This window comes from Lysobacter sp. CA196 (genome assembly GCF_052078695.1).
In the GTDB taxonomy this organism is placed as follows: Bacteria; Pseudomonadota; Gammaproteobacteria; order Xanthomonadales; family Xanthomonadaceae; genus Lysobacter.
Genome location: NZ_JBQJIN010000001.1, coordinates 124,587 through 151,169, shown reverse-complemented (window position 1 = coordinate 151,169; position 26,583 = coordinate 124,587). Strand labels below are relative to the sequence as shown.

At 65.9% G+C, this 26,583-nt stretch carries 22 protein-coding genes, 1 tRNA gene and 1 pseudogene; 12 read left to right on the top strand and 12 right to left on the bottom strand.

All coding sequences use genetic code 11. The annotated features are described in order from the left end of the window. Nucleotides 1-9: 9 nt before the first annotated feature. A complete protein-coding gene (gene msrP, locus ACTOWK_RS00730) occupies nucleotides 10-978 on the bottom strand; it encodes a protein-methionine-sulfoxide reductase catalytic subunit MsrP (RefSeq protein ID WP_441328312.1) in 969 nt (322 codons plus the stop codon). 158 nt (nucleotides 979-1,136) lie between these two features. Between msrP and serC the strand changes: the two genes are divergently transcribed. From serC to aroA, 4 genes are all read left to right on the top strand, one after another. Next, nucleotides 1,137-2,222 carry a 3-phosphoserine/phosphohydroxythreonine transaminase gene (gene serC, locus ACTOWK_RS00725; RefSeq protein WP_441328311.1) on the top strand — a complete coding sequence of 362 codons (1,086 nt, stop codon included), beginning with the start codon at nucleotides 1,137-1,139 and terminating at the stop codon, nucleotides 2,220-2,222. Between the two features lie 141 nt (nucleotides 2,223-2,363). Further along, a complete protein-coding gene (gene pheA, locus ACTOWK_RS00720; protein ID WP_441328310.1) occupies nucleotides 2,364-3,608 on the top strand; it encodes a prephenate dehydratase in 1,245 nt (414 codons plus the stop codon). Next, nucleotides 3,605-4,834, top strand: a complete 1,230-nt coding sequence (gene hisC / locus ACTOWK_RS00715) for a histidinol-phosphate transaminase (protein WP_441328309.1) — start codon at nucleotides 3,605-3,607, stop codon at nucleotides 4,832-4,834. Before pheA ends, hisC begins: the two co-directional genes overlap by 4 nt. Next, nucleotides 4,831-6,156 (top strand): 3-phosphoshikimate 1-carboxyvinyltransferase, encoded by a 1,326-nt coding sequence (gene aroA / locus ACTOWK_RS00710; protein WP_441328308.1) that lies wholly within the window; start codon nucleotides 4,831-4,833, stop codon nucleotides 6,154-6,156. Before hisC ends, aroA begins: the two co-directional genes overlap by 4 nt. Nucleotides 6,157-6,372: 216 nt before the next feature. Here the strand turns inward: aroA and ACTOWK_RS00705 are convergent, their stop codons facing one another. Together ACTOWK_RS00705 and ACTOWK_RS00700 are read right to left on the bottom strand one after the other, a co-directional pair. Beyond that, nucleotides 6,373-6,996 (bottom strand): energy transducer TonB, encoded by a 624-nt coding sequence (locus ACTOWK_RS00705; RefSeq protein ID WP_441328307.1) that lies wholly within the window; start codon nucleotides 6,994-6,996, stop codon nucleotides 6,373-6,375. Nucleotides 6,997-7,131: 135 nt separating this feature from the next. Next, complete coding sequence (locus ACTOWK_RS00700) at nucleotides 7,132-7,800, bottom strand: energy transducer TonB (protein WP_441328306.1); 669 nt, start codon at nucleotides 7,798-7,800, stop codon at nucleotides 7,132-7,134. 183 nt (nucleotides 7,801-7,983) lie between these two features. Between ACTOWK_RS00700 and serS the strand changes: the two genes are divergently transcribed. Further along, a complete protein-coding gene (serS, locus tag ACTOWK_RS00695) occupies nucleotides 7,984-9,276 on the top strand; it encodes a serine--tRNA ligase (protein ID WP_441328305.1) in 1,293 nt (430 codons plus the stop codon). Nucleotides 9,277-9,292: 16 nt separating this feature from the next. Beyond that, entirely contained in the window at nucleotides 9,293-9,691 is a 399-nt protein-coding gene (locus ACTOWK_RS00690) for a hypothetical protein (protein WP_441328304.1), read from the top strand. Nucleotides 9,692-9,828: 137 nt separating this feature from the next. Here ACTOWK_RS00690 and ACTOWK_RS00685 read toward each other — a convergent pair whose 3' ends face one another. Beyond that, nucleotides 9,829-10,407 carry an FMN-dependent NADH-azoreductase gene (locus ACTOWK_RS00685; protein WP_441328303.1) on the bottom strand — a complete coding sequence of 193 codons (579 nt, stop codon included), beginning with the start codon at nucleotides 10,405-10,407 and terminating at the stop codon, nucleotides 9,829-9,831. Nucleotides 10,408-10,523: 116 nt separating this feature from the next. Between ACTOWK_RS00685 and ACTOWK_RS00680 the strand changes: the two genes are divergently transcribed. Both ACTOWK_RS00680 and ACTOWK_RS00675 read left to right on the top strand, forming a co-directional pair. Then, nucleotides 10,524-11,549, top strand: coding sequence for a LysR family transcriptional regulator (locus tag ACTOWK_RS00680; protein WP_441328645.1), 1,026 nt, complete (start codon nucleotides 10,524-10,526; stop codon nucleotides 11,547-11,549). Nucleotides 11,550-11,690: 141 nt separating this feature from the next. Continuing rightward, nucleotides 11,691-11,780, top strand: a tRNA-Ser gene (locus ACTOWK_RS00675). A gap of 68 nt (nucleotides 11,781-11,848) precedes the next feature. On the opposite strand, the pseudogene ACTOWK_RS00670 reads toward ACTOWK_RS00675, so the two are convergent. The 4 genes and pseudogenes from ACTOWK_RS00670 to ACTOWK_RS00655 form a co-directional block, all read right to left on the bottom strand. After that, a pseudogene (locus ACTOWK_RS00670) lies at nucleotides 11,849-13,288 on the bottom strand (caspase family protein). Between the two features lie 52 nt (nucleotides 13,289-13,340). Further along, on the bottom strand, nucleotides 13,341-14,177 hold the full coding sequence (locus ACTOWK_RS00665) for a glycoside hydrolase family protein (RefSeq protein WP_441328302.1): 837 nt from the start codon (nucleotides 14,175-14,177) through the stop codon (nucleotides 13,341-13,343). A 504-nt stretch (nucleotides 14,178-14,681) separates the two neighbouring features. Continuing rightward, nucleotides 14,682-17,282 (bottom strand): zeta toxin family protein, encoded by a 2,601-nt coding sequence (locus ACTOWK_RS00660; protein WP_441328301.1) that lies wholly within the window; start codon nucleotides 17,280-17,282, stop codon nucleotides 14,682-14,684. Further along, a complete protein-coding gene (locus tag ACTOWK_RS00655) occupies nucleotides 17,279-17,704 on the bottom strand; it encodes a hypothetical protein (RefSeq protein ID WP_441328300.1) in 426 nt (141 codons plus the stop codon). The genes ACTOWK_RS00660 and ACTOWK_RS00655 overlap by 4 nt, the downstream gene beginning before the upstream one ends. 279 nt (nucleotides 17,705-17,983) lie before the next feature. On the opposite strand from ACTOWK_RS00655, the gene ACTOWK_RS00650 reads away from it, so the two are divergent. After that, the gene (locus ACTOWK_RS00650) at nucleotides 17,984-18,931 is read left to right on the top strand and encodes a DUF2268 domain-containing putative Zn-dependent protease (RefSeq protein ID WP_441328299.1); all 948 of its coding nucleotides are present in this window, start codon (nucleotides 17,984-17,986) and stop codon (nucleotides 18,929-18,931) included. Nucleotides 18,932-19,015: 84 nt separating this feature from the next. On the opposite strand, the gene ACTOWK_RS00645 is transcribed toward ACTOWK_RS00650, so the two are convergent. From ACTOWK_RS00645 to ACTOWK_RS00635, 3 genes are all read right to left on the bottom strand, one after another. Beyond that, nucleotides 19,016-19,303 carry a hypothetical protein gene (locus ACTOWK_RS00645; RefSeq protein WP_441328298.1) on the bottom strand — a complete coding sequence of 96 codons (288 nt, stop codon included), beginning with the start codon at nucleotides 19,301-19,303 and terminating at the stop codon, nucleotides 19,016-19,018. A 125-nt stretch (nucleotides 19,304-19,428) separates the two neighbouring features. Continuing rightward, a complete protein-coding gene (locus ACTOWK_RS00640; RefSeq protein WP_441328297.1) occupies nucleotides 19,429-20,343 on the bottom strand; it encodes a LysR family transcriptional regulator in 915 nt (304 codons plus the stop codon). Nucleotides 20,344-20,402: 59 nt separating this feature from the next. Beyond that, complete coding sequence (locus tag ACTOWK_RS00635; RefSeq protein ID WP_441328296.1) at nucleotides 20,403-21,107, bottom strand: cysteine hydrolase family protein; 705 nt, start codon at nucleotides 21,105-21,107, stop codon at nucleotides 20,403-20,405. Nucleotides 21,108-21,370: 263 nt separating this feature from the next. On the opposite strand from ACTOWK_RS00635, the gene ACTOWK_RS00630 reads away from it, so the two are divergent. Together ACTOWK_RS00630 and ACTOWK_RS00625 are read left to right on the top strand one after the other, a co-directional pair. After that, entirely contained in the window at nucleotides 21,371-22,498 is a 1,128-nt protein-coding gene (locus ACTOWK_RS00630) for a serine hydrolase domain-containing protein (protein ID WP_441328644.1), read from the top strand. 89 nt (nucleotides 22,499-22,587) lie between these two features. Next, on the top strand, nucleotides 22,588-23,634 hold the full coding sequence (locus ACTOWK_RS00625) for a saccharopine dehydrogenase family protein (protein ID WP_441328295.1): 1,047 nt from the start codon (nucleotides 22,588-22,590) through the stop codon (nucleotides 23,632-23,634). A gap of 55 nt (nucleotides 23,635-23,689) precedes the next feature. Here ACTOWK_RS00625 and ACTOWK_RS00620 read toward each other — a convergent pair whose 3' ends face one another. Next, a complete protein-coding gene (locus ACTOWK_RS00620) occupies nucleotides 23,690-25,045 on the bottom strand; it encodes a hypothetical protein (RefSeq protein WP_441328294.1) in 1,356 nt (451 codons plus the stop codon). On the opposite strand from ACTOWK_RS00620, the gene ACTOWK_RS00615 reads away from it, so the two are divergent. Next, on the top strand, nucleotides 24,951-26,543 hold the full coding sequence (locus ACTOWK_RS00615) for a hypothetical protein (RefSeq protein WP_441328293.1): 1,593 nt from the start codon (nucleotides 24,951-24,953) through the stop codon (nucleotides 26,541-26,543). The genes ACTOWK_RS00620 and ACTOWK_RS00615 overlap by 95 nt on opposite strands. The last annotated feature ends 40 nt before the right edge of the window (nucleotides 26,544-26,583 follow it).

The following is a 26,583-nucleotide window of genomic DNA, read 5'->3' as shown; positions in this document are numbered from 1 at the left end:
TGGGCCATCTCAGAACCAGGTCCGCAGGTTCATGCCGGCGTACAGGCTGGCGACCTGGTCGCCATAGCCATTGAACAAGCGGGTCGGGATGCGATCGACGAACAGCTTGCTGCCGGTGCCGGCGATGCGGCGTTCGGTCTTCTGGGTCCAGCGCGGGTGGTCGACGTCCGGGTTCACGTTCGAGAAAAAGCCATATTCGCTGGCCTGCAGGTCGTTCCAGCTGGTCAGCGGCCGGCGCTCGACGAAGGTGATGGCGATGATCGACTTGATGCTCTTGAAGCCGTATTTCCACGGCACCACCAGGCGCAGCGGCGCGCCGTTCTGTTGCGGCAGGGCCTTGCCGTACAGGCCGGTCGCGAGCAGGGTCAACGGGTGCATGGCCTCGTCGATGCGCAGGCCCTCGCGATACGGCCAATTGATGAACGGATAGTCGATACCGGGCATCTGCTTGGGGTCGGCCAGGGTGGTGAAGGCGACGTACTTGGCCTTGGAGGTCGGCTCGAAGCGCTTGAGCACGTCGGCCAGCGGCACTCCCAGCCAGGGGATCACCATCGACCAGCCCTCGACGCAGCGCAGCCGGTAGATTCGCTCCTGCGGGGTCAGGCCTTTGATCAGGTCTTCCAGCGACAGCTTGCCCGGCTTGGCGCAGGCGCCGCCGACCGCGACCGTCCACGGGCTGGTGCGCAGGCTCCGGCGGGCCCGCGACGGGTCGGACTTGCCGGTGCCGAACTCGTAGAAGTTGTTGTAGGTGGTGACGTCTTCGTAGCGGGTCAGCACCTCGTCGGTGCGGAAGCCGGCCTTCTGCTCCGGGCTCGCCGCCGGCCGCGCCGGCGGCGCCGGCGGTTCGGCCTCGGCGCAGCCGGACAGGCCCAGGGCCGGGGTCAGGGCGAAGGCGGCCAGCAGGCGTCGTCGCTCGCGGTAAACCGCTTCGTCGGTGACCTGGGAGGAGGGAATATTGAGGGCATCGCGCAACGACATGAGACAGCTCCGGGGGCAGGTTACGAGTCCTCAACACATACGGGACCCGATGTGAGGATAGAGGCAGCCAGCGGGGCAAAAGTTGCGCGCGAAACGGAGGCGCACACGGTGTTGCACTGCGGCATACTGAGGGGCCAACCCCCACTACGGAGTTTCCGATGTCCCGCGCTTTCAACTTTAGTGCCGGTCCCGCGACCCTGCCCGAACCGGTCCTGCTGCAGGCGCAGTCGGAACTTCTGGAGTGGAACAACGCCGGGGCCTCGATCGTCGAACTCAGCCACCGCGGCCCGGAGTTCATCCAGGTCGCCGCCGAAGCCGAGCGCGACCTGCGCGCGCTGATGTCGATCCCCGACGATTACGCCGTGCTGTTCCTGCAGGGCGGCGCGACCGCCCAGCAGGCGCTGATCGCGCTGAACTTCGCCGAACCGGGCCAGACCGTCGACTACGTGGTCACCGGCCACTGGGGCAAGACCGCGCTCAAGCAGGTCAAGCCCTACGTCAACGCCAACATCGCCGCCAACGGCGAGGCCGACGGCTTCCGCACCATCCCGGCACGCGACAGCTGGGCGCTGTCCAAGGACGCGGCCTATGTGCATTACACCGCCAACGAGACCATCCACGGCGTCGAGTTCCGCGACATTCCGAACACCGGCGCGGTGCCGCTGATCGGCGATTTCAGCTCCAGCATCGTCTCCGAACCGCTCGACGTGTCGAAGTTCGGGGTGATCTACGCCGGTGCGCAGAAGAACCTCGGCCCGGTCGGCGTCAGCGTGGTCATCGTCAAGCGCGAACTGCTCGAACGCGCCGGCCAGCCGCGCGCCGAGATCTTCGACTACCGCGCCCACGTCAAGGGCGAGTCCATGCTCAACACGCCGCCGACCTGGAACTGGTATCTGGCCGGCCTGGTGTTCAAGTGGATGCTGGCCGAAGGCGGCGTGGAAGAATTCGCCAAGCGCAACGACCGCAAGTCCAAGCTGCTGTACGGCGTGATCGACAACTCCGGCGGCTTCTACCGCAACGAGGTGGCGACCGCCGCGCGTTCGCGCATGAACGTGCCGTTCTTCCTCAAGGACGAGGCGCTCGACAAGCCCTTCCTGAAGCAAGCGCAGGATGCGGGGCTGATCTCGCTCAAGGGCCACCGCGCCCTCGGCGGTATGCGCGCCTCGATCTACAACGCGATGCCTGAGGAGGGCGTGCAAGCGCTCGCAGCCTTCATGCAGGACTTCCAGCAACGGCACGGGTAAGCGGCCACGCCAGTCCGGTGCCGCATCGGCATCGGCTGCGGCTGCGAACGCCCGGTCACGGATGGCCGGGCCGTGCGATCCGAACGCTCCAGGTTGCGCCAGGGACGCCATCGCAACGGCTTCGGAAGCGACGAGACGACAATGACCGACAAGTCCCGCAAGACCCCGCAAACAGACAAGAAGCCGCCGGCCAAGCCCGGCAAGCAAAAGCCGGCCGCTGCCGCTAAGAGCGCGACCGAAAAGAAAGCCGTCGGCAAACCGAAAGCGGCGCCTGAAGCAGTGCCTGAAACAGTGGAACCGACCGCGGCCAGTCCCGATCTGGCGTTGCTGCGCGAGCGCATCGACGGCATCGACCGCCACATCCAGGAACTGATCGGCGAGCGCGCGCAGTTCGCCAACCAGGTCGGCAAGGCCAAGGGCAAGCTCGCTGCCGCGGTGGATTACTACCGCCCCGAGCGCGAGGCCCAGGTGTTGCGCCGGGTGGTCGACCGCAACGACGGCCCGCTCAACGACGAAGTGCTGGTGCGTCTGTTCCGCGAAATCATGTCGGCCTGCCTGGCCCAGCAGGAGCCGCTCAAGATCGGCTTCCTCGGCCCGGAAGGCACGCACTCGCAGCAGGCGGTGTACAAGCACTTCGGCCACTCGATCCACGGCCTGCCGCTGGCGAGCATCGAGGAAGTGTTCCAGGAAGTCGAAGCCGGCAACGCCGACTTCGGCGTGGTGCCGGTCGAGAACTCGACCCAGGGCACGATCCAGTCGACCCTCGACATGTTCCTGACCTCCGGGCTCAAGATCAGCGGCGAAGTCGAGTTGCGCGTGCACCAGCACCTGCTGTCGCGCAGCGGCCGCATCGAGGACATCGAACGCGTTTATTCGCATCCGCAGTCGTTCGCCCAATGCAAGGCCTGGTTGCGCGAGTACCTGCCGAAAGCCGAGAAGATCGCGGTATCGAGCAACGCCGAAGCCGCGCGCCGCGCCCGCAATGCCGACGACGCCGCGGCGATCGCCGGTGCCAGCGCCGGCAGCGTCTACGGCCTGCGCACCGTCGCGGGGCCGATCGAAGACCGCCCCGACAACACCACCCGCTTCCTGGTGATCGGCCGCGAGCTGTTCACGCCCTCGGGCAACGACCGCACCTCGCTGCTGATCTTCATCAAGGACGAGCCGGGCGCGCTCTACAACGTGTTGTCGCCGTTCGCCAAGCGCGGCCTGAGCATGAACCGTATCGAGTCGCGTCCGGGTCACACCGGCCGGTGGCAGTACGCGTTCTTCGTCGACATCGGTGGGCACGTGCAGGAGCCGGCGATGCGTGAGGCGCTGGAAGAACTGGAAGAGCTGGCGCACGAAGTGAAGGTGCTCGGCTCCTACCCGGTGGCGATCGCATGAGCGCGCCGGCCACGCAAGCGCAAGAGCCTGCCAGTCGCGAGGACAGGGACATTCCCGGCAAGGGTGCGCCGGGTGAGGGCGTGCCGGGCACGGACACGCCGGCCTACGACGAAGCCTGGTTCGCTGGGCGCGCGCAGGCCGGCATCCAGCGCCTGAAGGCCTACGACCCGGGTCACGACCTGGTCGCGCTGCGGCGCCGTTTCGGCGAGGCCCACCTCGCCGAGCTGGGCTCCAACGAAAACCCCTACGGCCCGTCGCCGCAGGCGCGCGCGGCGATCCTCGATGCGCTGCATGCGCTGCACCGTTATCCCGACCCGCTCGGCGCCGATCTCAAGCGCGCGCTCGCCGCCAAACACGGTGTCGACGTCGCCCGGGTCCAGCTCGGCAACGGCTCGCACGAACTGCTGATGCAGCTCGCCCAGGTGTTTGCCGGCCCCGGCGACGAGGTGGTGTTCTCGCGCTATGGCTTTGCGGTGTTCGCGCTCGCGACCCAGGCCGCCGGCGCGAGCATGCGCATCGTCGAGGCCTTGCCGCGCGATGCGGCGATGCCCTGCGGCCACGACCTCGATGCGATCGCGGCCGCGATCGGCCCGGCCACGCGCCTGGTCTATCTGGCCAACCCGAACAACCCGACCGGCACTTGGTTCGGCCGCGAGGCGATGGTCGCTTTCCTGGACCGCGTGCCGGCCGACGTGCTGGTGGTGATGGACGAGGCCTACGCCGAAATGGCCGAGGCCCCGGACTACGCCAGCGCGCTGCCTCTGCTCGGCCGTTATCCGAACCTCGCCATCACCCGCACTTTCAGCAAGGCCTATGGCCTGGCCGGCTTGCGGGTCGGTTATCTGCTCGCCCAGCCCGGCCTGATCCAGGTCATGGACCGGCTGCGCGAAAGCTTCAACGTCAACGGCCCGGCCCTGGCCGCGTGCGTCGCGGCGCTCGCCGACGAAGCGCATCTGGACTGGGCCTGCGCGCGCAACGCCGAACAGCGCAATGCGCTGGCGGCGGCCCTGCGCCAGCGCGGCCTGCGGGTCTTCCCTTCGCAGACCAATTTCGTCCTGGTCGAGTTCGGTCCGCGCACCGCGCAGATCGAAGCGGCCCTGGTCGAGCGTGGCGTGATCCTGCGGCCGATGGCCGGCTACGGGCTCGCCGATTGCCTGCGGATCAGTGTCGGCTCGCCCGACGAAAACCGCCGCCTGCTGGCGGCATTGGACCAAGTGCTGACATGAGTGCGCTCATCGAAGAACAAGCGGCCTGGACGGCCGGGTCGGGTTCGCCCCTGCGCGGTTCGCTGCGCGTGCCGGGCGACAAATCGGTTTCGCATCGGGCGGTGATGCTCGGCGCGCTGGCCGAAGGTGTCACCCGCGTCACCGGTTTCCTGGAAGGCGAGGACACCCGCGCCACCGCGCGCGTGTTCGAGCGCCTGGGCGTGCGCATCGAAACGCCGAGCGCGAGCGAACGCATCGTCCACGGCGTCGGCATGCACGGCCTGCGCGGCGTCGCCGAAGCATTGGATTGCGGCAACGCCGGCACCGGCATGCGCCTGCTCGCCGGCGTGCTGGCCGGGCAGGATTTCGACAGCGTGCTGATCGGCGATGCTTCGCTGTCGAAGCGGCCGATGCGCCGGGTCACCGAGCCGCTCGCGGCGATGGGCGCGAAGATCGACACCGAAGAAGGCGGCCTGCCGCCGCTGCGCATCCGCGGCGGCCGTTCGTTGCAGGGCATCGAATACACCTTGCCGGTGGCCAGCGCGCAGGTGAAGTCGGCGTTGCTGCTGGCCGGCCTGTACGCCTACGGCGACACCGTCGTGCACGAGCCGCACCCGACCCGCGACTATACCGAGCGCATGCTCGCCGCGTTCGGTTGGCCGATCGAGTTCTCGCCCGGCTACGCGCGCCTGAGCGGCGGCCATGTGCTGCGCGCCACCGACATCGCGGTGCCGGCCGATTTCTCCTCGGCGGCGTTCTTCCTGGTCGCCGCGAGCGTGGTGCCGGGTTCGGAACTGAGCCTGGAAGCGGTTGGCATGAACCCGCGCCGTACCGGCCTGTTGGCGGCATTGCGCCTGATGGGCGCCGACATCGTCGAGGAAAACCCGCGCGCCGAAGGCGGCGAACCGGTCGCCGACCTGCGGGTGCGGTACGCGCCGCTGCACGGCATCGAGGTGCCGGAAGCGCTGGTGCCGGACATGATCGACGAGTTCCCGGCCTTGTTCATCGCCGCGGCGACGGCCAAGGGCCGCACCACGATCCGCGGCGCCGCCGAGCTGCGGGTCAAGGAATCCGACCGCATCGCGACCATGGCGACCGGCCTGCGCGCGCTCGGCGCGAACATCGTCGAGACGCCCGACGGCGCGATCATCGAAGGCGGCGCCTTGCATGGCGGCGACGTCGACAGCCACGGCGATCACCGCATCGCCATGAGCTTCGCGATCGCCGCGCAACTGGCGAGCGGCGAGGTGCGCATCGGCGACGTCGCCAACGTCGCGACCTCGTTCCCCGACTTCGAATCCCTGGCTGCTAAGGCGGGCATGCGGGTCGGTGCGGCCGAGTAGGGCGCTTGCAGCAAGCCCGTTGCAAACGCAAAACGGCGGCCTTGGGGCCGCCGTTTTGCTGTGTGAGATCAGCGATGGGTGAGGCGAGTGGCGCGGTTGGCGGTTTCGCCATCGTCGCGGCTTCTCAATGGCGGCCGCAAGGTTCTTCGTGAGTTTCGTCGTCGCCGACCTTCGCCATCATCGTCGGTTTATCTCGGCTCTCGGCAGGAATCGCCGTTAGCGGGGCTTGAACTCCACCGGCTGCTCGACCACCGAGGCCACTTCGCGGCCGTCGCGGGTCGCCGGACGGAAGCGCCAGTCGCGCACCGCGACCAGCGCGGCGCGGTCGAGTTCGCGCGAACCGCTGTGGCGCGCGACTTCGACTTCCTCGGGCTTGCCGTCGGCGCCGACGTTGACCCGCAGGACCACGGTGCCGCCTTCGCCGCGGCGCAGGGCGCCGCTGGGATAGCGCGGCTCGGTATTGCCGGTGGCCAAAGGCAGCGCTTCGGTCGCACGCGGTGGTTCGGTCGTCGCCGAGGCCTCCAGCGCCGGCTTCGCTGCGGCTTCGGCGACGGCAGCGGCTACGGCCGCCTTGCGTGCGGCCACGGCCGGCGCGGCTTCGCCAGCGACCAGGTTGCGATCGATCGGCGGAACGATGACCAGCGGCATCGCCGGGGCCGGCGGCGGGGCCGGCGGGCGTTTGCCGTAGTAATACCAGCCGATGAAGGTGGCGCCGAGCAGGAGCAGCAACAGCCACAGGCCGGTAGAACTCGGTGCGACTTCGACTGCAGTGCTCTCGGGAGACGGCGCGGCGTCGAGATCGTGGCCGTTCGGGCCGAGTGGATGTGATGCAACGCTCATTTTTGCCTCCGTTTTGCGGTCCTCGGGGGCGGGAGCGCGCGCCGAGCTTCCGAGGGTGCTCGTTAGCCAGCGGTGAACGAAAGGTAAAGAAGATTCAGGCGAGCGACAGGCAAGCCGCGGATTACAAGACGCGGATCACTGGTTGGCGTTGAAGGTGATCGGCACGATCACCGCGTCGGCGACCGGGCGGCCGTTGCGCATCGCCGGGCGGAAGCGCCACTGGCGTACGGCCGAAACCGCCGCGCGATCGAGCAGGCGCGAACCGCTGCCTTCGACGATCTGCACATCGCCCGACGAACCTTGCTCGTCGACCGACACCCGGATCCGCACCGTGCCGCCTTCGCCGCGGCGCAGGGCCTGCGCCGGGTACTGCGGCGGGCGATTGCCGGGCAGCGGTGCGGCGGGCGTCTGTGCGGCCGTGGAAGCGGCCGGCGCGGCCGCAGGCGCGCTCGGCATGGTTTGCGGCGGTGCCGGCGGGTTCGGGTTCTCGACCAGCTCGGCGCGTTCCTCGTCCTGGCCCGGTGCCGCGGCCTGCGGCGACTGCTGCGCGGCCGGAGCGACGCCGTCGCCGCCGGCCCCGGCCGGCGCCGGCAGGGGCGCGTATTGCGGCGTGGTGCCGGCCGGCAGCGCGCCGTCGGCGCGGTAGAAGTCGTCGCTCTTGTTGCGGTTGCTCGACCACACCCACGCGAACAGCCCCAGGCCGATGGCGAAAGCGCCCAGCACCAACAGCCAGGCCTTGCCCGACGGGCGCCAGGCGGCGAAATCGAAGGAGCGGCGCGACGGAGCGGGGGGCGTGGTCGACATGGGCGGTCCGAATGTGCGTTGGGCCGCATTCTGCAACGAAACGCCCGAAAGCGTCGTCCATGGCCCGCGATCCGACCCCGGCTCGCCTCTCGATCGGCCGTTCCCGACAAGTGCAAGGTTCGCGAAAAGCCCCGAGTGACGCGATAATCTGCGGTTCTTCTTGCCACTGCGACCGGCTACGCCATGCTCGATCCGACCCTGCTGCGCCAACAGCCCGCCGAACTTGCCGCACGCCTGCGCGAAACGCGCGGCTACGCCCTCGACCCGGCCGTGCTGGAATCGCTGGAAAGCGAGCGCAAGCAGATCCAGGTGCGCACCCAGGAATTGCAGAACCTGCGCAACACGCGCTCCAAGGCGATCGGCCAGGCCAAGGCCAAGGGCGAGGACGTCGCCCCGCTGATGGCCGAGGTCGCCGCGTTCGGCGACGAGCTCAAGGCCAGCGAAGCGCGCCTGGAATCGATCAAGGCCGAGATCGAAGCGATCGCGCTCGGCATCCCGAACTTGCCGCATGACTCGGTGCCGGCCGGCAAGGACGAGACCGACAACGTCGAGACCCACCGCTGGGGCACCCCGCGTACGTTCGACTTCGAGGTCAAGGACCACGTCGAACTCGGCGCCCGCAACGGCTGGCTCGACGGCGACACCGCCGCCAAGCTGTCGGGCGCGCGCTTCACCGTGCTGCGCGGCGGCCTGGCGCGGCTGCATCGCGCCCTGGCCCAGTTCATGCTCGACCTGCACACCGAGCAGCACGGCTATCAGGAAACCAGCGTGCCCCTGCTGGTCAACGCCGACTCGATGCGCGGCACCGGCCAGTTGCCGAAGTTCGAGGACGACCTGTTCGCGACCGTGGTCGGCGAGGGTGAGGCGGCCAGCAAGCGTTACCTGATCCCGACCTCGGAAGTGCCGCTGACCAACATCGTCCGCGACGAGATCGTCGAAGACGCCGCGCTGCCGCTGCGCATGACCGCGCACTCGATGTGTTTCCGCGCCGAAGCCGGCAGCCACGGCCGCGACACCCGTGGCATGATCCGCCAGCACCAGTTCGAGAAGGTCGAGCTGGTCACCATCGCGCGTCCGGACGAAAGCTACGACGAACACGAGCGCATGACCCGCTGCGCCGAAGTCGTGCTCGAAACCCTCGGCCTGCCGTACAAGCGCATGCTGCTGTGCACCGGCGACATGGGCTTCGCCGCGACCAAGACCTACGACCTGGAAGTCTGGCTGCCGAGCCAGAACACTTACCGCGAGATTTCCTCCTGCTCGAACTGCGAAGCCTTCCAGGCCCGCCGCATGCAGGCGCGCTGGCGCAACCCGGCCACGGGCAAGCCCGAACTCGCCCATACCCTCAACGGCTCCGGTGTCGCCGTCGGCCGCGCCATGATCGCGGTCATGGAGAACTACCAGAACGCCGACGGCTCGATCACCGTGCCCGAGGCGCTGCGCCGCTACATGGGCGGCGTCGAAGTACTGAGCTGATCGCCGCCTGCGCGGCATGGAAGGCAAGCGCGTGCCCCACGACGCCGAAGCACTCGACTACTACCTGAGCGTCGCGACGATGCTCGGGCCGGCCTTGATCGGCTTCTTCGCCCTGCAATACGCGATGTTGATCGGCCGCAACCGCAAACGCCCGGTGCCGTTGTCGGGCCGGGGTGTGGCCGCGCGCGCGGCGGCGGGCGTGATCGTCGGCAGCGCGGCCGGGTTCGGCGCGCTCTGGCTGACCATGTACGTCCCGTCCTACCTCACCGGCGACTTCCAGGGCCTGCCCTGGCTGATGATGTTCATCGCCTTGCCGGTCGGCGGGCTGGTCGCCCTTGGCGTCAGTCATTGCCTGAGCCGGTGGCTCGTCGCGCGGGCTCGCGGCGGTGTTGCTGCGATTCCCGTCTCGCCCTGATCTTTGCCGAGTTCCAGCGTTTCGATCGGGCAAGAAAAAAGCCGGGCCTGTCAGGACCCGGCTAATTCCGACGCGGGGGGAGGAAGCGTCGGACTTGGAGCTACACGGTTGGGCGGGGCAGACTCGATCGCGAAGACTTACGCGGCCCGACGCAACGGCAACGGAATCGATGCGTGCGCCGCAGCGAGCGCGTCGGCACGATGCTGAGGCGAGTAAGCCACACCTTCCGCACGCACGAACTCGACATTCGTCACGCCGATGAATGCGAGTACGTGACGCAGGTAGGCCTCTTGGAAATCGCTCGGCGCATCGGTGTGGAAACCGCCGCGGCCGCTGGCCACGATCGCGCGCTTGCCGGTCGCCAGACCCTGCGGTCCCTTCTCGGTGTAGCGGAAGGTCTTGCCGGCGACCGCGACGCGGTCGACCCAGGCCTTCAGGGTCGAAGGAATGCCGAAGTTGTACATCGGAGCGCCAAGGACAATCACGTCGGCCGCGAGGAATTGTTGCAGGATGCGTTCTGATTCCTCGGCTTCGGCCGGATCGGCCTTGGCCAGCGAACGGCCGGTAAGATGCGGGATCGGGTCGGCATCCAGGTCGCGGTAGTCGATCGTCAGGCCCGGCACCTCGTCCTGCCAACGCGCCGCCACGGCCGCGCTAAGCTCACGGGTCACGGAATGGGCGCCCAGGGCGCTCGAATCGATATGCAACAGCTTCATGGTGGACCTCGGTGGCTCGGTCGGAGCCGGTAAAGCGGGCGTCGCCGCGTTGGAGCAAAGTCTGTATCGTTGCTTCGGTGGGATAAAGATGCTTCAATATCACTTATTGTTCTAATATTGGAACTATCGTCATGCACGATTTAAACGACCTCTACTACTTCGCGATGGTCGTCGACCACGCCGGCTTCGCCGCCGCCGAGCGCGCGCTGGGCATTCCGAAGTCGCGCCTCAGCCGCCGCATCAGCCAGCTCGAGACCGACCTGGGCGTGCGCCTGCTGCAGCGTTCCACCCGCCGCTTCGCCGTCACCGAAGTCGGCAACAGCGTCTACCGCCATGCGCAATCGATGCTCGCCGAGGCCCAGGCCGCCCGCGAAGTCGTCGACCGCCTCAGCGCCGAACCGCGCGGGGTGATCCGGGTCAGCGTGCCGGTCGGCCTGGCGCAACAGCAGATCCCCAAGCTGCTGCCCGAATTCCTCGCCAAATACCCGCAGGTGCGGGTGCAGTTGAACGTCAGCAACCGCCGCGTCGACATCATCAACGAAGGCGTCGACGTGGCCTTGCGCGTGCGTTCCAAGCTCGACGACGACGGCAGCCTGGTCATGCGCAGCTTCGGCCAGATCCAGGAACTGCTGGTCGCCAGCCCGAAGTACCTGACCCGCATGGGCCGCCCGAGCAACCCCGACGAACTGTCCGACCACGTCACCCTGAGCATCAGCGAAGACGATGCCCGTCAGCGCTGGGAGCTGCACGGCCCCGACGGCGAAGTGCGCCGGGTGGAGCTCAAGCCGCGGGTGATGGGCTTCGACTTCCCCATGCTGATGGCGCTGGCCGAGCAGGGCGTCGGCATCACCCTGCTGCCCGAGACCGTCTGCGCCGAAGCCGTGCGCCGCGGCGACCTGGAAGTGGTGCTGCCGAACTGGCGCCTGCCGCAGGGCATCTTCCACGCTGTGTTCGCCTCCCGCCGCGGCCTGCTGCCGGCGGTGCGGGTGTTCATCGACTTCCTGGCCGAGAAGGCCCCGTCCCTGGTCGAGTCCGCGCGCCTGCAGTGCAGCGACATCAAGGGCATTCCGTGCCCCGACGGCATCGCCCGCCACGACAAGAAGCACGACAGGTCGGTGAAGATTTCCGCCCCGGCGGGGTGAGCTCGGCAGGATCAGGGCCGGCGACGTAACCGCCGGCAGCATGAGAGAATGCCCCGCGCCCGGTGCAAGACCGGGCGCGCAGGGCGGTTCGCAAGGAATCGCCCGCGACGGATCGAAAGACCGTCGCCGCAAGACCTCAACGGAGAGATGGCCGAGTGGTTTAAGGCAGCGGTCTTGAAAACCGCCGAAGGGTTAAACCTTCCGTGGGTTCGAATCCCACTCTCTCCGCCATTCCATCTTCCTCACGATCGATCCGGCTCAGCCTCGCGTGATTTCCGTGCCCGAATCGGTTGGAGCGATCACTGCTTGGGCTCGTCGGCAGCAAGGTTGTTGTCAGCGAAGCGCTCGCAGATGAAGGCAGATACGTAGTTCTGGAGGGGGCGGCCGCCGACGCCGATGCCGCGCTGAAGTAGGAAATGACTCTGTGGATAAGCTGCGGCGATGCGCCGGAGCACCTTTCTTTCGTCGGGATACTCGATGTCGTAGCGCATCAAATTGCGATAGACGTTGTAGCGTCCGTGCTCGTTCTTCAGCTGGCTGAGCGGTTTGATCTGGATTCTTCCGATCTCGAATTCGCGTGCGCGCCGGGCAATGTCCGTCGCGATCCAGCTAGCGTATCGAAACCGTTCCTCTTCTCCGGGCCCCTCGCACCAAATGATGTCCAGGCTGGTGCCATCATAAATATTGCGAACTAATATCTTGTGCCGTGAAGCCGCAGGAGAACTGGTTGAAGGCGGTGTCGCTGGCCGGGCCGTCGGCACGATAGTGGTGCTCGCGGCAGGAGCGGGTTTCGTTGCCTGGGGTGATGCCATGGCTACTGCAGTCATTGCCGGCATCACAGGCTTGGCTCCAGTGAACGGATCAAACGCCCGCTCTGGAGTGTGTTTCAAGGCGCTAAAGGCCGGTCCGGTGTTGGTTTCGGTATAAGCGTCGAGCTTGCCGCTGTTATAACGCCGGTAAACCTCCACGTCCACGCGCGACATGATGTCGCCGATATCGCCGCCCTTGGCTATTTCCTGGCTGAGCACCTCCGCATATGGGCTGTTCCCGGAGTTTTCGATGGAGCTGTCTCCCGCACGGTCGCCAGCGGTCGTCGCGTACTGAATCAGGGTGTTGGGACGTGTTCGGATCGACACGGCATTGCTATAGACGACTTCGTTATCGATGCGTTCCTCGGATTCCTCATCAAAAGGTGAATTTCGGCAGTTATCCAGTGCAACGACCAAGGCGATGTTGTCGTCATCGTTTAGGCGCTCCAACAGGCGGGCGATGCTATTGGCATTGTCCTTGAAGAATTTAAGGCGCTCTTTGGTGTGCTTCTATTCGATGGTATTTCGGTCGAACTGGATCAGAACCGGCAAAGCAAAGGCTTGCCCAAGGTACTGAATTCCGTGGCCGGCGTAGTAGACAAATACGATTGAGCCTTTAGGTAGTTCCTTGGTGGAATTGGAGAATTCGTCGATATTGCGTTCAAACGCTGCGCGGTCGTTGTTGCAGTACTCATGAATCTTGAAACGATTGTGCTCAAGCAGTGGCCGTAACCGTTCGATGTCCCGGCATGGATTACTTAAGTCGGAAACGAACGGGTCCGAACGTTCGTTGTCAAATTTCCGATTCATGTTGTAATCCCAGTTGCCGATCAGCAGCGCGACACGATGCGGGGGCTCGCTTTGGGCTGAAGCTGGCGACGCGACAATGAAGAAGAGTAATGTCAGCAGTACGTACAACGACCGGGTCATCGACATGATCGGACTCCCATGCGTTCTGTTCCAGTTCAATTCGGCAGAACGTTCAGGCGCTCAAGCCGCGCTCGAACAGTTTGGCTTCCAGATCGCGACGGGTCAGCAACCCCCTGAGCTTCGGGTCTCCGGCCCAAATGTTCTTCATTTCACGGATCTGCTCCGGAACCGCTTCAGACTCGCCCCTCTCGATCAGCTCGCGAATCTTGCGCATTTCCTTATAGCGGCCGCCTTGCTTACGGAAGCTCGCGCCGCGGTTGTAGACCAGTGATACCAGTGCTCCGAGGGAGTCGTCCGAAAGTGTCGCGGCCTTCGGCAAAGACTTGAGCGTCTGCGCGATGTAGCGCGGAAGCACTTGTTTGCGGAACTGCGGGTTTGCCTTATCCCAAGGAACGGCCAACGTCTGGAAGCGCGGCAGGGCGTCGCGGGCGTCTTCGCCGGTCAAGCCGCAGGCGGGAGCCAGTAGAGAGAGTTCCTCCTGCGAAAGATAGTCTTTCCAGTCGCTGCGCAGCCATGATTCGTTGACGTAACCAGCGTCATAGCCGATTCCGATGGTCACACCGGATGCACCGTGCGGCCAGATCGGACGCTGGAACTGCCGTTCATATCGGGCCTGACTGGTGACCTCGAAGAGCACGATCAGTTTCATCGCATCTTCGGAGATGGCCCGGGTCGACACTGGCAGATCAGGTGTGATCGCGCGACTGCTCCTCTGGCTCAGGAGACCCTCGCGCACTTCTCTGGAGGCATCCAATGCATCGGTGTCCTGCGCCGCGGCTTGAAGCAGCGATTCGAACGACAGATCCTGCGCCCCGCAGGTGCGATTGGAGGTCATGGCGATAAGGCCCATTGCCATTGCGCTGCCGAGGAATTCGCGTCTCGTGTACATGGCATCTATCCTTCGTCGGAGTAATTACGAAACGAGGTGTGGCCGCACATGCTCTTCCTTGCCGAACGGGCGTCAGGATGGACTTGCGGTCGGTCTTTTCTGACATCAGTCCCAGGTATCGAGATCGGGTTGGGAGCCGAGCCTATCGATAGCTAACGCAGGGGCGGGAGGATTCCGGCAAAGAATGGCTACAACCGCTGCCGCCGGGCTGCGGATCTGATTTGAGTGAGTCTCACATCGGTGTGAGCGGCACAGTGCTGGGCGCCTTCGAGGGCAACAGCGACCAAGTCAAAGGGTCAGATTTATGTCGGCAACTTTTTGGTACTGTGAAAAAGGGAGGAGGTTCATTTCCTGAGAAATGAACCTCCCCCCTTTTTTGTTAGTTGCGCTGATTCGAGCTGGTAAGCGGTATTCAAGCCGACACTTCTGCGCTCCGAACTCACCAGGACGCCAGTCACTAGTCCCGCTTCTGATCGAAGCGGGATAAGCCCGGATGTACGTCCCTTAGCGCGACGGCCCCTGAGGCGCCTGCGTCTGCTCTTGCTGCTGACCTTGCGCCTGCGTCTGCGCCTGCTGCCGGTCGAAGGCATCGGAGCGTTGCATCGATTCCTGCACGGTCGGCGCGGGGGTGGACAGGCCTACCGCGGCGAGCGAGCCGGGAACCTTCCCGGACACGAAGATCTGGCCGTTGGCGACGTCGACGCGATCGATATCGCTCGGTTCGCGAATATGGCCGGCGGTTTTGGCCTGCACGGTCGCTTCGAGCGCTTTCTCGTCGGGGACGCTGTCGGGCAAGCGTTCGCGGATGCTGTCGTACAGCTTGCGATCCGGGTGGTCGGCGGGGAGCGATTGGGCAGGGGACGATTGCTGCTGCGCAGCCGTTTGCTTCGCTTGTTCGATATCCGCGGCCGTCGTCGTTGCCTTGGGAACGTAAACGCCTTTGCCGTCGTCCTGCAGCGTGACCAGGTTGCTGTTGAGGCTGACCGCGCGTTCGCCTGGAGCGGCCAGCAACTGGATGGCGAAACCGCCGGCTGGAAGTCCTTGTTCGGTGTGCTTGCACTCGATCGCCGAGGTGGCCGCCTGCAGATGCTCCGGCGAGGCTGCGACTCCGGCGTTCTGATACACGGTCGCGACGGTTTGATACAGCGATTCGTGCGCGGTCGCAGGCGCGCGGGCTTGCACTTCGGGTTGCTGCGCGAGCAATGTTCTCAATTGCTGGTGTGTGGCGTCGAGTTCCTGGCGCGTGTTGCCGTCGGCCTTGCTGTCGTAGAGCCAGCCGCTGCTGACCCATTGGCCGTCGTCGCCGCGCCGATAGACGTCGCCATCGGAGGCTTGCAGGGTGTCGACCTCGGCCTTGGCGTGCCGCACCGGCTCCGGCACTTCGCCATAGGCGGACCAGCCGAATTGGGCATAGGCAGTTTCGTAACGTGCGGCCATGGCCGCGGGCGTGCGCGCGGCGTTGCCGGCGATGATCTGCCGCGATTGTTGGTCGAGTTCGGCGGAACGCTGCGGGTTCGCGCCTTCGTTGTGGGTCAGCTTGATGCCGTGTTCGATATAACCGTCGACGACTTCGCGGTTCCAATGGCCGTCGGCGGAACGCTTCCAATCGGCTGCGCCTTCGCTGACGGTGTCCTTGGGGCCGGCCGGAATCGAATAGGGATCGCTGGGCGCCGGTGGCGTAGCCAGGCGGAGCTGGATCGCCACATTGCTGGCTTGGTAGTTCAACTGGTTGGCCAGTTCCGGCGAGGCGACGAAGTTGTCCTGGGTCTGGGTGCGGGCACCGGTGACCGGGTCGATGCGGACCACGTCTTCGTTGCGTCGCCAGCCCTGTTCCGGATGCTTGGGATCGAGATGCCAGGTATGGCCGTTACCGTCTTCCTGCCGATTGATCTTGCGGTTTTCCAGCCACTGCGACAGCTCGTTGCCGGCGACCGCGCCAACCACGCCGCCGATCGCCGCGGTCACCAACAAGCCCGGACCGGTTTCGACGCCGGCGACGCCGCCGGCGAAAGCCCCGAGCGACGCGCCGCCCCAGGCGCCGACGTTGGTCGCCGCGAACCGGACCACTTCCGATTCCATCCCGACGCTGTTGCCCTTTTCGTTCAATTGCGAAACTTTGTAGCCCGTGGTCGCGGCGTCGTAGGCGGTGGCTAATGCGCCGGCGGCGCTGAGGCCCTTGATCATGGTCGGGCGCACGCGCGCCGCATGATCGATCCCGGCCACCTGCCTGGCGCCCACGGCGACGTCATCGGCGATGTTCAGCGCCTTGCGTTCCGCGAGCAGGTTTTCCGCGGTCTTCGCATCGATATTCGGATTGTCCTTGAGCCGCTGCGGCAGTTCGTCGTGCCACTGCTGCTGTTGCGCCCATTTTTCGCTTTGTGTGCGAGTGATTTCCGGATTGCGCATGCGCGCTTCGCGCGCCTGGTGCAGCGCCTCCCCCGGTGCCTGGGTATTGACCCGGCTGTCGTAGAGTTCGGTGCCTTCGCGGTTGAATATCCGGATCGGCGTAGCCGTTTCGGTATGCACGCGGTCCAGGTTGTCGGGCAGGTTTTGATAGACCTCGCGGCGTATCTCGGCGGGCACATAACGGCCATAGCCGTTCTTGTCCAAGGAAGCGGCGAACCGCGAATCCACGCCCAGCTCGCTTTCCAGGCTGTGGGTGGCGATGGCCCGGATCTCGACGTCGTAGCCCTTGGCCTTGAGGTCGTTGACCAGATTGACCGCACTGTCGCCGCTGCCGAGCGTGGTGTCGATGATGATGTTCTTGTGCTGGTCGACTACCGCGGCGCGCAGTTCTTTAGCCCATTGGCTGGCGTCCTGATGGGTGTAGTCGGCCCAGGTATAGGGCGCGTTGGCGCGGAATTCTTTGACCTTGGGGTGGAAGTCGCGCAGCGCATCGGGGTCGACGGCGACGACGTCGCCACCCAGTTCGTTTACGGCGGTGTTGACTAGACCGCCTTTGCCCGCGCCCGGCTGGCCGGCGAGGATGATGGCCTTGGGATGGGCCTGCGTGGTGGCTTCGTTGATGCCGCTGTTCGGGAGAATCCTGTTCTGGAGAATCCGGGCGTGGGTCTCCTTATCCAGATGGTCGGCCGGAACGCTCATCCTTGATTCTCCTTGGCACCGTTGAAGTGCGCCCACAATCCATTGAGGTCGCGCAGGCCGATGTTGGGCGAGCGGGCGCGGAACATCAGGTTCAACTTGTCGTCGGCGCGTTCGATGGCCTGTGCATCGCCGCCGGCCTCGGCCGCCTCGAGCTCGTCGCGGGCATCGCTGATAAAGCGGCTGAGCATGTCTTCCAGCGCCCAAATCGCCATTTCATACGGCGGATTGCCGCGAGGATTGGTGGCGGCGTCGTTGAGCGTGCCGGCGAGCGCTTCGATCAGCTCGGGATAATCCTTGAGCATGTCCTGCAGGCGTTGCGGGACAGGGGGAGATGTCTGGTCCATACGGTGCGTCGTTCCTTGATTGGGCAGCGGGACACGGCCATCGTACAACGGTCCTAAATGGTGCGGTGTATTCATCAAGAGCCGCGCCAGGGAAGGCTCTGGGAGGCGCGCGGAGAGTTACCCGGACGGGGCGCTGCTTGAGATGAAAGCCTTCGAGGGGTGGCAATCGCCTGGCGAGAGGGGGGGTGACTGTCGTCACTTTTGAACGGCGCCTGGGTGTGAGGTGATGTACGCGTCGACGCGCCCGGAAGCTTCGGGCGCATCGGTTCGTCCCACCCCATAGCAGACCGGCCTTCGGAAGCAAGCGATCCGAAGTCGACCGATGTCCGGCTGCGCAGGCCTTCCAGGATCGAGATCGTGCCCAAGTTACCGCGCTCCGCTATTTTCCTCTGCTTGCTCGCCGCGTCCGCCTTCGTGCAGGCGGCGCCCAGGCAAGAACCCGAAATCCTGACCGAGGACGTCACGCGCTTCTATGCGTTGTACGACGCCACCGGCGGCCATCCGACGGTGGAGCAGATCGAGAAGGACTATCTCGCCAAGGGCACGCGGAGCTTGAGTGAGTTCGCCAGGCTCAGGCGGGTGACGGCGCAGAGCATCGCCGACCGGTTGGCCAAGGACCCGGCGGTGTATGCGAAGGCGAAGGATTGTCTGGTCGAGCTGCCGGAGGTGAAGCGGCGGGTCGCTACGGCGCTAGGCAAGCTCGCAACCTGGTATCCCGAGGCGCGATTCCCGCCGGTGGCGGTCGTGGTGGGTCGCGGACGGCCAGTGGGTATCGCAGATAACGGCGGCCTCACCATCGGTCTGGAAGCCTTGTGCTCGGCCGATTTCATGAACCCGGATGCCGAAGACCGCTTCGTCCACGTCATCGCCCATGAGTATGCCCACATCCAGCAGACGGGGCCGACCGAGTTCGAGCCGGGCGACCCGAATGGCACGGCCCTGCGCTTCGCGCTGATCGAGGGCGGGGCCGAGTTCGTCGCCGAATTGATCTCGGGCAATGTCGGCAACGGCCGACACGCCGAGTGGACCCGCGGCAAGGAAACCGAGATCGAATCCGCCTTCGCACGCGTCATGGACGGCACCGACTTGTCCGCCTGGTTCGCCAATTATCGCAGTCCGGACGAACCCTACGACCTGGGTTACTGGGTGGGCTACCGGATCGCCAAGGCGTATTACCTGGGATCGAAGGATCGTAAGGCCGCGCTCAAGAACATCATCGAATTCGACGACCCGAAGGCGTTGCTGGCGCAGAGCGGTTGGACGCCGGGCATGCGCTTGCCGGCCAAGGTTTTCGGCGAAGAATGAGGGCGCTTGCGCCTTGCATCGCGCGTCGGGTTCGGGTGAGCCCGGCGGCGTTTTCCGAAGGCGAGGTAGGGTCCAGTGACGAAACTAACGAGCTATGCCGCCGGCACTTCCGGATCGGCGCCGGGGCAGCTCTAGCGCGTTCACCCGCTGATTCGTGGCCTGTATGGCAGCTCGAAGCGGTTCTGGATGTTCTTCCGCGGACACATTGATCTCTCTCACCGTGGTTGCAATGACGTCGAGCTCGTACTGCTCTGGCGGAAGGACGGTCAAGAATGCCTTGATGTACCGCAGGTACACCTCGCATTGGCCTTCAAGCGCGGTGATGCGCGATTCGAATTCTGCTCGGGTGATCGGGTCGTGCTGCCTGTCCATAACGGTCTCCGATACGGGTAGAGGACGCACTGCGAAGCTTACGCCAGCGATGTTAAGAAAGCCGGCACAGCAGGCAGTCTGCCTGCGTCGATTGTTCGAATGCGACCCTGCCGGGTTAAACGAGATCACGCTGACTTTCCGGCAAGCCCTTGCCGGATCATCGCGTAGTGCGCCCGCATGTACTCGGTGAACGCACGGACCTTGGGCGTCAGCTGGCGCGCGTGAGGGTAGAGCGCGAAGTAGTGCCGTTGGCCGGCGTGGTATTGCGGCAATACCCGCAGCAGGCGGCCGGCGGCCAGGTCGTCGTGCACGGTGAGGAAGGTAAAGGCGGCGATGCCTTGGCCGGCCACGACGGCCGCATGCAGGGCGAGGATCGAGTCCAGGCGCAGCCGGCTGCCGAACTTGAGCTCGGCTTCCTTGCCGCTGTTTGAGGCCAATTGCAGAGCGGGACCATCGGCGGCATAGGCCAGCAACTGGAGGTTCTGGATATCGTCGACGGTGCGCGGCAGGCCGTGCTGGGCGATGTACTGCGGTGCCGCTACCAGCACCCGCTCGGACACCGCGAGTTCGCGTGCGACCAGGCTGCTGTCCGCGAGTGGCCCGGAGATGCGGATGGCCATGTCGAAGCCGCCCTTGACCAGGTCGACCATGCGGTCGTCACAGGACAGGTCGAGATCGATCTGCGGATGGCGCTGCATGAAGCCGGGCAGCCACTGCGCCAGCTCGAGCGCGCCGATGGCGTGGGGCAGGCTGAGCCGCAGCACGCCGGACGGCAGCTCGGGGTCGGTACTCAACCGGTGTTGCGCCGCTTCCAGCCGGTCGAGGATGTCGATGCAGTCGCGATAGTACTGGGCGCCGGCTTCGGTAGCGGTCAGGTGGCGGCTGTTGCGGTTCAACAGGCGCACGCCGAGGTGGGTTTCCAACTGGCCCAGCAGGCGCGAGACCGAGGTATGGGTGGTGCCGAGGCGTTCGGCCGCCTTGGTGAAGCTCCCGGACTCGACGATGCTCCGGTAGGCGCGCATGGCTGACAACTGATCCATCACTCGACTCCGCACGGACGGCAGCCGCGTGGCGCGGATGCCGTGTTCCGGCCAGGGTATCAGCGGACCGGCAACGAGAGAATCTGATCGGTGCTCAGCACGTCGCCGAAGGTGTCCTCGATCTCGGCCAGGGCCGATGCGTGCAACTGAGCGTTGCCGATCGTGCTGCCGTTGCGCAGGTCGAGGTCGCGGGTGGCGGTGGCGTCGGAAGAGACGATGACCTTGTAGCCACGCGCGGCGGCATCGCGGGCAGCGCCGGCGACGCAGGCGTGGGTCTGTAGGCCGGTGATGACCAGGGTGTCGATGTCGGCGTCTTTCAAGGCCTGTTCGATCGTGGCGGTGGAGGCGCCCGCGAACACGCTGACCGTATCCTTCTTCACGACCAGTTCGCCTTTGCGCGGTTGCATCGCCTCGTGGAACTTCACGGTGTTGCCGCCGTCGGCGAACAAGGGCGCACCCGCCGGCAGCACGTGCTGGACGTGGATGACACGGATGCGATTACGGTCGGCGAGATCCAACAAGCGGCGGGTTTGCCGCAGTGCCGAATCGGCGTCGGCGATCGGCATGCGTCCGCCGGGGAAGTATTCGTTCTGGAAATCGATGACGAGCAGGGCGGTCTTGCCGGCCTGCAGTTCCGACACCGGTGCGGCCCCGGCCATGGCGCGGATGGTCGGGTGGGGTACTGGCTTCGACGCCTGCGCATCGATGCTGCCGAGCCCGGCCATACCGAGCGCCGCCAATCCGATCAGAGAAGAAATTCGCATCCGGGGAACCTCGTTGTGGTGGAGGCGCCATGATGAAGATCTGCTGCCGAATGCCCAGGCGTCTGTCCGAACAGCAGCTGTGCGGTTTGCGCACAGATCCAGGTGGGTTCGGCGGGTTCCTGCCGGCCGCGCGCCGCCATGCCGGTTTTCGATGCGGGTTTAAACTCTGCGACCGCGCGATGCATCCCAGGCCCGCTGGATGCGACACCGCAGGACACACCGTTAGCCATCACCTCATCGGCGACTCCGCCTCAGGAACCTCCATGCTGTCTGCAAAGAAGCGCTACACCACGATCCTCGCCGTTGCCCTGCTGTCGCTTCCTGGCCTTGCCGGCGCCGCGAGCGCTACGGAGCAAGCGAACGAGCGTACCCGGCACTGGATTCAGCAGACCATGAAGGACAAGCGCATACCGGGCCTGCAGATCGCGGTGGTCGAGGACGGCCGGGTGATCTTGTCCGAAAGCTACGGTCTGGCCAACGTGGAAAACCACGTGCCCGCGACCCGCACCACGCTGTTTCCGATCAACTCGGCCACCAAGTCGTTCACCGGTGTAGCGATGATGCAGCTGGAGCAAGCGGGGCAGGTCGATCTCGCCGCACCGGTGTCGCGGTATCTCGACGACCTGCCCGCGGCGTGGCGCAACATCCGCGTGCGTCAGCTCCTCGCCCATACCTCGGGGCTGCCCGACATCGTCGACCAGAACGGTCTGATCGGTGGTTCCTCCGAAGCGGAGGCATGGAAGGCGTTGCGAGCGCTGCCCATGGCTGCTCCCACCGGCGAACGCTTCCTCTACAACCAGACCAATTACGGCCTGTTGGCGCGCATCATCGCCAAGCAGGCGAAGATGCCGTACGAGCGCTACATGACCGAGCGCCAGTTCGCTGCAGCGGGCATGCATTCGTCGACCTTCGGCGACAGTTACGACCTGGTCGCCAATGCCGCCACCATGTACAGCTATTTCCCGCGCAAGACCGACGCGGAGAACGACGAGCCGCGCCTGTCGCATTGGTTCTACGACATGCCGCAGGGCCTGTGGGCCGGTGGCGGTATCCAGACCACCGCCGATGAAGTGGCGGGCTGGATCATCGCGCTGTCGAACGGGCGCCTGATCGATCGCGCCCAGGTCCAGCGCATGTGGACGCCGGAAACATTGAACAGCGGCGCCGACGGCGCCTGGGCCGTCGGCTGGCCGGTGCTGGCGAAGTCTCCCGACCGCCAGGTGGCCGGCATCGGTGGTGCGCGCGCCGCGTTCGTGGTCTATCCGGACCGGCGATTGGCCATCGTGGTGCTGACCAACCTGGTCGGCGCCAATCCGGAAGGCTTCATCCCGCAGATCGCAGCGTTCTATCGACCGTCGCAAGCGAACAGCAAGGCGAAGCCGGCCGGCTGATCGAGGCAACTAAAGATTTCGATAGCGCAGCCAGGCCGGTTCGCGGTTTCCTATGCCTGCCCGATCTGCGGGCATCACGGAAACGCACGATGTCGATCAATGCAGTAGCAGCCTCGAATTCCCAGGCGACCCAGGGCCGTCGCGTCGCCGTGTTCGGCGCCTACGGCCATACCGGCCGGTTCGTGATCGCGCGCCTGCGCGAGCGTGGCTGGGTGCCGGTGGCTTGCGGCCGCGATGCCGATCGCCTGGCCGCGCTCGATGACGTCTTCCCGGGATTGGAGCGAGTCGTGGCCTCGGTCGACGACCCCGCGTCGCTGGATCGTGCGCTGGCAGGCACGGTTGCGGTGATCAACTGCGCCGGGCCCTTCAGCGATACCGCGGTGCCGGTGGTCGAGGCGGCGTTGCGCGCCCGGGTGCATTACCTGGACACGGTGGCCGAGCAGCAGCCCGCACTGGCCTTGTTCGAGCGTTACGACGAGGCGGCCAAGGCGGCCGGCATCGTCATCGTGCCGGCGATGGCGTTCTATGGCGGGCTGGCGGATCTGCTGGCGACCCAGGCGATGGGCGACTGGGAGGCGGCCGACGAGATCCTGATCGCGGTCGGCCTGGACAGTTGGCATCCCACCAAGGGCACCCGCGTGACCGGTGAACGCAACAAGGCGCGACGCGTAGTGGTGTCCAACGGCGCCCTGGATTTCGTGGCCGATCCGGCGCCGACGCGCGAATGGAGGTTTCAGGCGCCGTTCGGGACGCAGGACGTCGTCGGCGTGCCGCTCAGCGAGATCGTCCTGATCTCGAAGCATCTGCGTTCGAGCGAGGTGCATTCCTACTTGAACCTCGTCTCGCTCAAGGACGTGCGCGACCCCACCACGCCGGCGCCGGTTGCGGCCGACAGCAGTGGGCGCTCAGCGCAGCGGTTCCTGGTGGAGGTGATGGTGCGCAAGGGCGAGGTACAACGTCATGCCAGCGCGCAAGGCCGCGACATCTATGCGGTCAGCGCGCCTTTGATCGTCGAGGCGATGGAGCGGGTCGTCGATGGCCGCCGCACGCGCATCGGTACGGTCGCCGCCGGCGAAGCCTTCGATGCGACGGAGTTTCTGACTGCACTCGCACCCGAGCATCTCGCGCTGGCCTGATGCGGTCCTGCAGCGCGGCGATCTCGATGGCGATCGCCGCGCTCGAATGCATCGATTATTGCCGCGGCGGGTCGTCTTCGATGCGGTTCATGAATATCCGCCGCAGCAAGGGCAGGTCGCACGCCGGGGCGGTGACGCGATAGCGCGTGGGCGCCTCGGCGCACAGCTTCGGCGTGGGGCCGGTCAGCTTGCCTTCCTTGCAGGCCTGGCACATGCGGGTCAACCCGGCTTCGAGCTGCAGCGAGTAATCCAGCGGCCGCGCCGCGAACGTCGGATCGACCAAGTCGCCGCCGCGGGTGTTGCGGAAGTAGTCGCTGACGATCTTCTGGATGTCGGCATCGGTCAGCGGCGGTTGCGGGCCGTTGGGGCCGACCGGGTAAGTCGGCACGATGCTCAAAGTGGGGTGGCGCGGCCACTGGGCGAGGGCGTGGCAGGACAGGCAGGAGGAACGCATATTGTCGGCCGGTCCGTTCAAGCGCCCCTGGAAACCCGGGAAGGGGCGGTGTAGCCAACTGCCGGGTGCGCCCTGCCAGAGCACGCCGGCCAGGTCGTTGTTGATCCGGCTCTGCTTGATCGGCGCCCAGGCGCCCCAGTTGGCATCGTGCACGTTCGGGTCGTTGCCCCACATCAGGCCGACCGGCACCAGGTTGTCGAGGAAACCGTCGCCGCGAGCCGGGCCTTTCCAGATGAAGGTGCCCATGACCCAATCGGTTTCGTCCGCGTCGGGGTCGCGAATGGCGATGTCGACCTGCAACAACTTCAGGCGTCTGGCGTTGCCGTTTTTGTCGATCTTGGCGAGCACCGTCGGCGCGCCGTCGAGATAATTCAGGCCGGTGGCGTTGGAGAACAGCATCTTGAACGAGACGGTCTTGTCGGGAAATTTCAGCCCGGGTGCATTTCGAGCGGGCAGTTGTGGATCGCAGGGATCGGCGAACACCTTGCCCAGTCCGACCGCGCCTTCGCTGTTGTACCAACCGACTGCCCACACGTCGAAACCGCCGGGCGAGGTCGGCGAAAGATCCAGCGGATCGGGGCTGCGTTCCTTGGTCAGGCCGTTGACGCGTTCGCGCCCGTTCGAGCCGTAGTCCATCCACGGCGCGATCCACCACGGCGAGCCCGCCGGCATGCGGATCTTGCCGGCGCTGTTGATACTGATGCCCGAATCGCGGATGTCTTTGAGCACCGCGTCGGTGTAGCGCCTCCAACTGGTCTTGAAGCTGATCGACTCCCAGCTGTAAGCCGGATGGCTGGGAATCGCGGCCGGATAGTCGGTGCGCCACGGCAGCGTGATCTTCTTGGCGGCCGGATCGTAGGCGGTGCTGTTCTTGGCGTCGAAGCGACTGCAGGTGCCGGCTTCGGCAGCCAAGGGAAGCGCGGCGACCAGCAGCAGCGTCGCGAAAAATCCGTTCATGTATAGATCCTTCCTGGCCCCTGTTTGCCAGATAAACGCCGTTTGCGCGGGGCAGCGGCCAAGAGGATCGGGATCGGCAAGCGGACTGTGTCTTTTTTCGAAAGTGAAGCCACGAGAGATAACGAAGCTGCGACGCTCGGCTAGCCTTCGCAGACCGCTCATCGGAGATCCCGCCTTGACCTTGTTCGTGCCTCGCTTATGCCTGTCGCTCGCGCTTGCATTCCTCAGCGCGACGGCCGCTGCCGAAGCGCCGGATCCCGAAGTGGCGGCGCGTTACATCGCCGAGCGCGATGCGGCTTGTCGCGGCGATGCCGGCCAGTTGTGGGGCGAGCCGCTGTGTGCGCCCTTGCTGCTCGTCGATGCGACCACTCGCGCGACGGTGGCGAGCCAGGCCGTGGAAGGTTTCGCTGCAAAGGGCGAGGTGTTCGTCGGCCGCTTGCCGAAAGAGCGCAACGCGGCCAATACCGCGATCGATTGGAATGGCAAGCGATGGGTGATGGTGCTGTGGCCTTTGCCCGAGGATGCCTTCGAGCGGCGCCAGTTGCTGATGCACGAGTCCTGGCATGCCGCGCAGGATCGACTGAACTTGCCCGCGCGCTCGCCGACGCCGGCGCACTTGGCCGAACCGGAAGGGCGCATCGCCTTGCGCATGGAGTGGCGCGCATTGGCGGTGGCCTTGAGCGCGAGCGACGACAGCGCCAGGAAACGCGCGATCAGCGATGCGCTGTTGTTCCGTGCCCAGCGCCGTACCGCGACCGTTACGGCAGGCGAACTGGAAAACCAGCTCGAACTCAACGAGGGGCTGGCCGAATACACCGGTCAACGACTCGCAGGCCGCACGGATGCCGCGGCGTATGCGGCCGCGCAACTGGCCGAACACGACGGCGACGACTCCTTCGTGCGCAGCTTCGCCTACCGGTCCGGGCCAGCCTACGGATTGCTGCTGGATCGCTACGGCGGCTGGCGCCGCGGCTTGAACCTGGATTCGGATCTCGGCGACCTGTTGGCGGCGAAGGCCGGCATCGTCCCCGCCAAGGATCTCGCCAGGGCCGCGACACTGGCCGGTGCGCGTTACGGCATCGACGCGGTGCGCGCGGATGAGATCGGCCGCGATCTCGCGCGCAAGCGCCGGACGGCCGAATGGACCGCCAAGCTGGTCGATCGGCCCGGTCTGCGCGTGCCGTTCGTGGCGATGAACATCTCCTTCGATCCGCGCGCGCTGTTTCCGTTGCCGCCGCACGGCACGGTCTACCCGACCCTGAGGGTCAGCGACCAGTGGGGCATTCTTGAAGCGAACGCCGGCGCCCTGATCGACGAGGCCTGGAGCCAGGCGCGCCTGCCGGGCCCGGGCCGGCTGCGCGACAGCGATGGCCTGTGGCTAGGCGAGGGTTGGACGCTCACACTCAACCCAGGCTGGACCGTGAGCGAGGATGCCGGCGGGCAGGTCCTGCGGCGCACGGACGCCGCCGCGACGGGCGCGGGCGGCCAGTCGCGGTAATGGCTTCCTCGGACGCAGGCCTTCGCCGGTGCGGCCAAGA

Coding starts and splice junctions, on each gene's coding strand:
- msrP (WP_441328312.1), bottom strand. CDS start 978: ATGTCGTTGCGCGATGCCCTCAATATTCCCTCCTCCCAGGTCACCGAC.
- serC (WP_441328311.1), top strand. CDS start 1,137: ATGTCCCGCGCTTTCAACTTTAGTGCCGGTCCCGCGACCCTGCCCGAA.
- pheA (WP_441328310.1), top strand. CDS start 2,364: ATGACCGACAAGTCCCGCAAGACCCCGCAAACAGACAAGAAGCCGCCG.
- hisC (WP_441328309.1), top strand. CDS start 3,605: ATGAGCGCGCCGGCCACGCAAGCGCAAGAGCCTGCCAGTCGCGAGGAC.
- aroA (WP_441328308.1), top strand. CDS start 4,831: ATGAGTGCGCTCATCGAAGAACAAGCGGCCTGGACGGCCGGGTCGGGT.
- ACTOWK_RS00705 (WP_441328307.1), bottom strand. CDS start 6,996: ATGAGCGTTGCATCACATCCACTCGGCCCGAACGGCCACGATCTCGAC.
- ACTOWK_RS00700 (WP_441328306.1), bottom strand. CDS start 7,800: ATGTCGACCACGCCCCCCGCTCCGTCGCGCCGCTCCTTCGATTTCGCC.
- serS (WP_441328305.1), top strand. CDS start 7,984: ATGCTCGATCCGACCCTGCTGCGCCAACAGCCCGCCGAACTTGCCGCA.
- ACTOWK_RS00690 (WP_441328304.1), top strand. CDS start 9,293: ATGGAAGGCAAGCGCGTGCCCCACGACGCCGAAGCACTCGACTACTAC.
- ACTOWK_RS00685 (WP_441328303.1), bottom strand. CDS start 10,407: ATGAAGCTGTTGCATATCGATTCGAGCGCCCTGGGCGCCCATTCCGTG.
- ACTOWK_RS00665 (WP_441328302.1), bottom strand. CDS start 14,177: ATGTACACGAGACGCGAATTCCTCGGCAGCGCAATGGCAATGGGCCTT.
- ACTOWK_RS00660 (WP_441328301.1), bottom strand. CDS start 17,282: ATGAGCGTTCCGGCCGACCATCTGGATAAGGAGACCCACGCCCGGATT.
- ACTOWK_RS00645 (WP_441328298.1), bottom strand. CDS start 19,303: ATGGACAGGCAGCACGACCCGATCACCCGAGCAGAATTCGAATCGCGC.
- ACTOWK_RS00640 (WP_441328297.1), bottom strand. CDS start 20,343: ATGGATCAGTTGTCAGCCATGCGCGCCTACCGGAGCATCGTCGAGTCC.
- ACTOWK_RS00635 (WP_441328296.1), bottom strand. CDS start 21,107: ATGCGAATTTCTTCTCTGATCGGATTGGCGGCGCTCGGTATGGCCGGG.
- ACTOWK_RS00630 (WP_441328644.1), top strand. CDS start 21,371: ATGCTGTCTGCAAAGAAGCGCTACACCACGATCCTCGCCGTTGCCCTG.
- ACTOWK_RS00625 (WP_441328295.1), top strand. CDS start 22,588: ATGTCGATCAATGCAGTAGCAGCCTCGAATTCCCAGGCGACCCAGGGC.
- ACTOWK_RS00620 (WP_441328294.1), bottom strand. CDS start 25,045: ATGAACGGATTTTTCGCGACGCTGCTGCTGGTCGCCGCGCTTCCCTTG.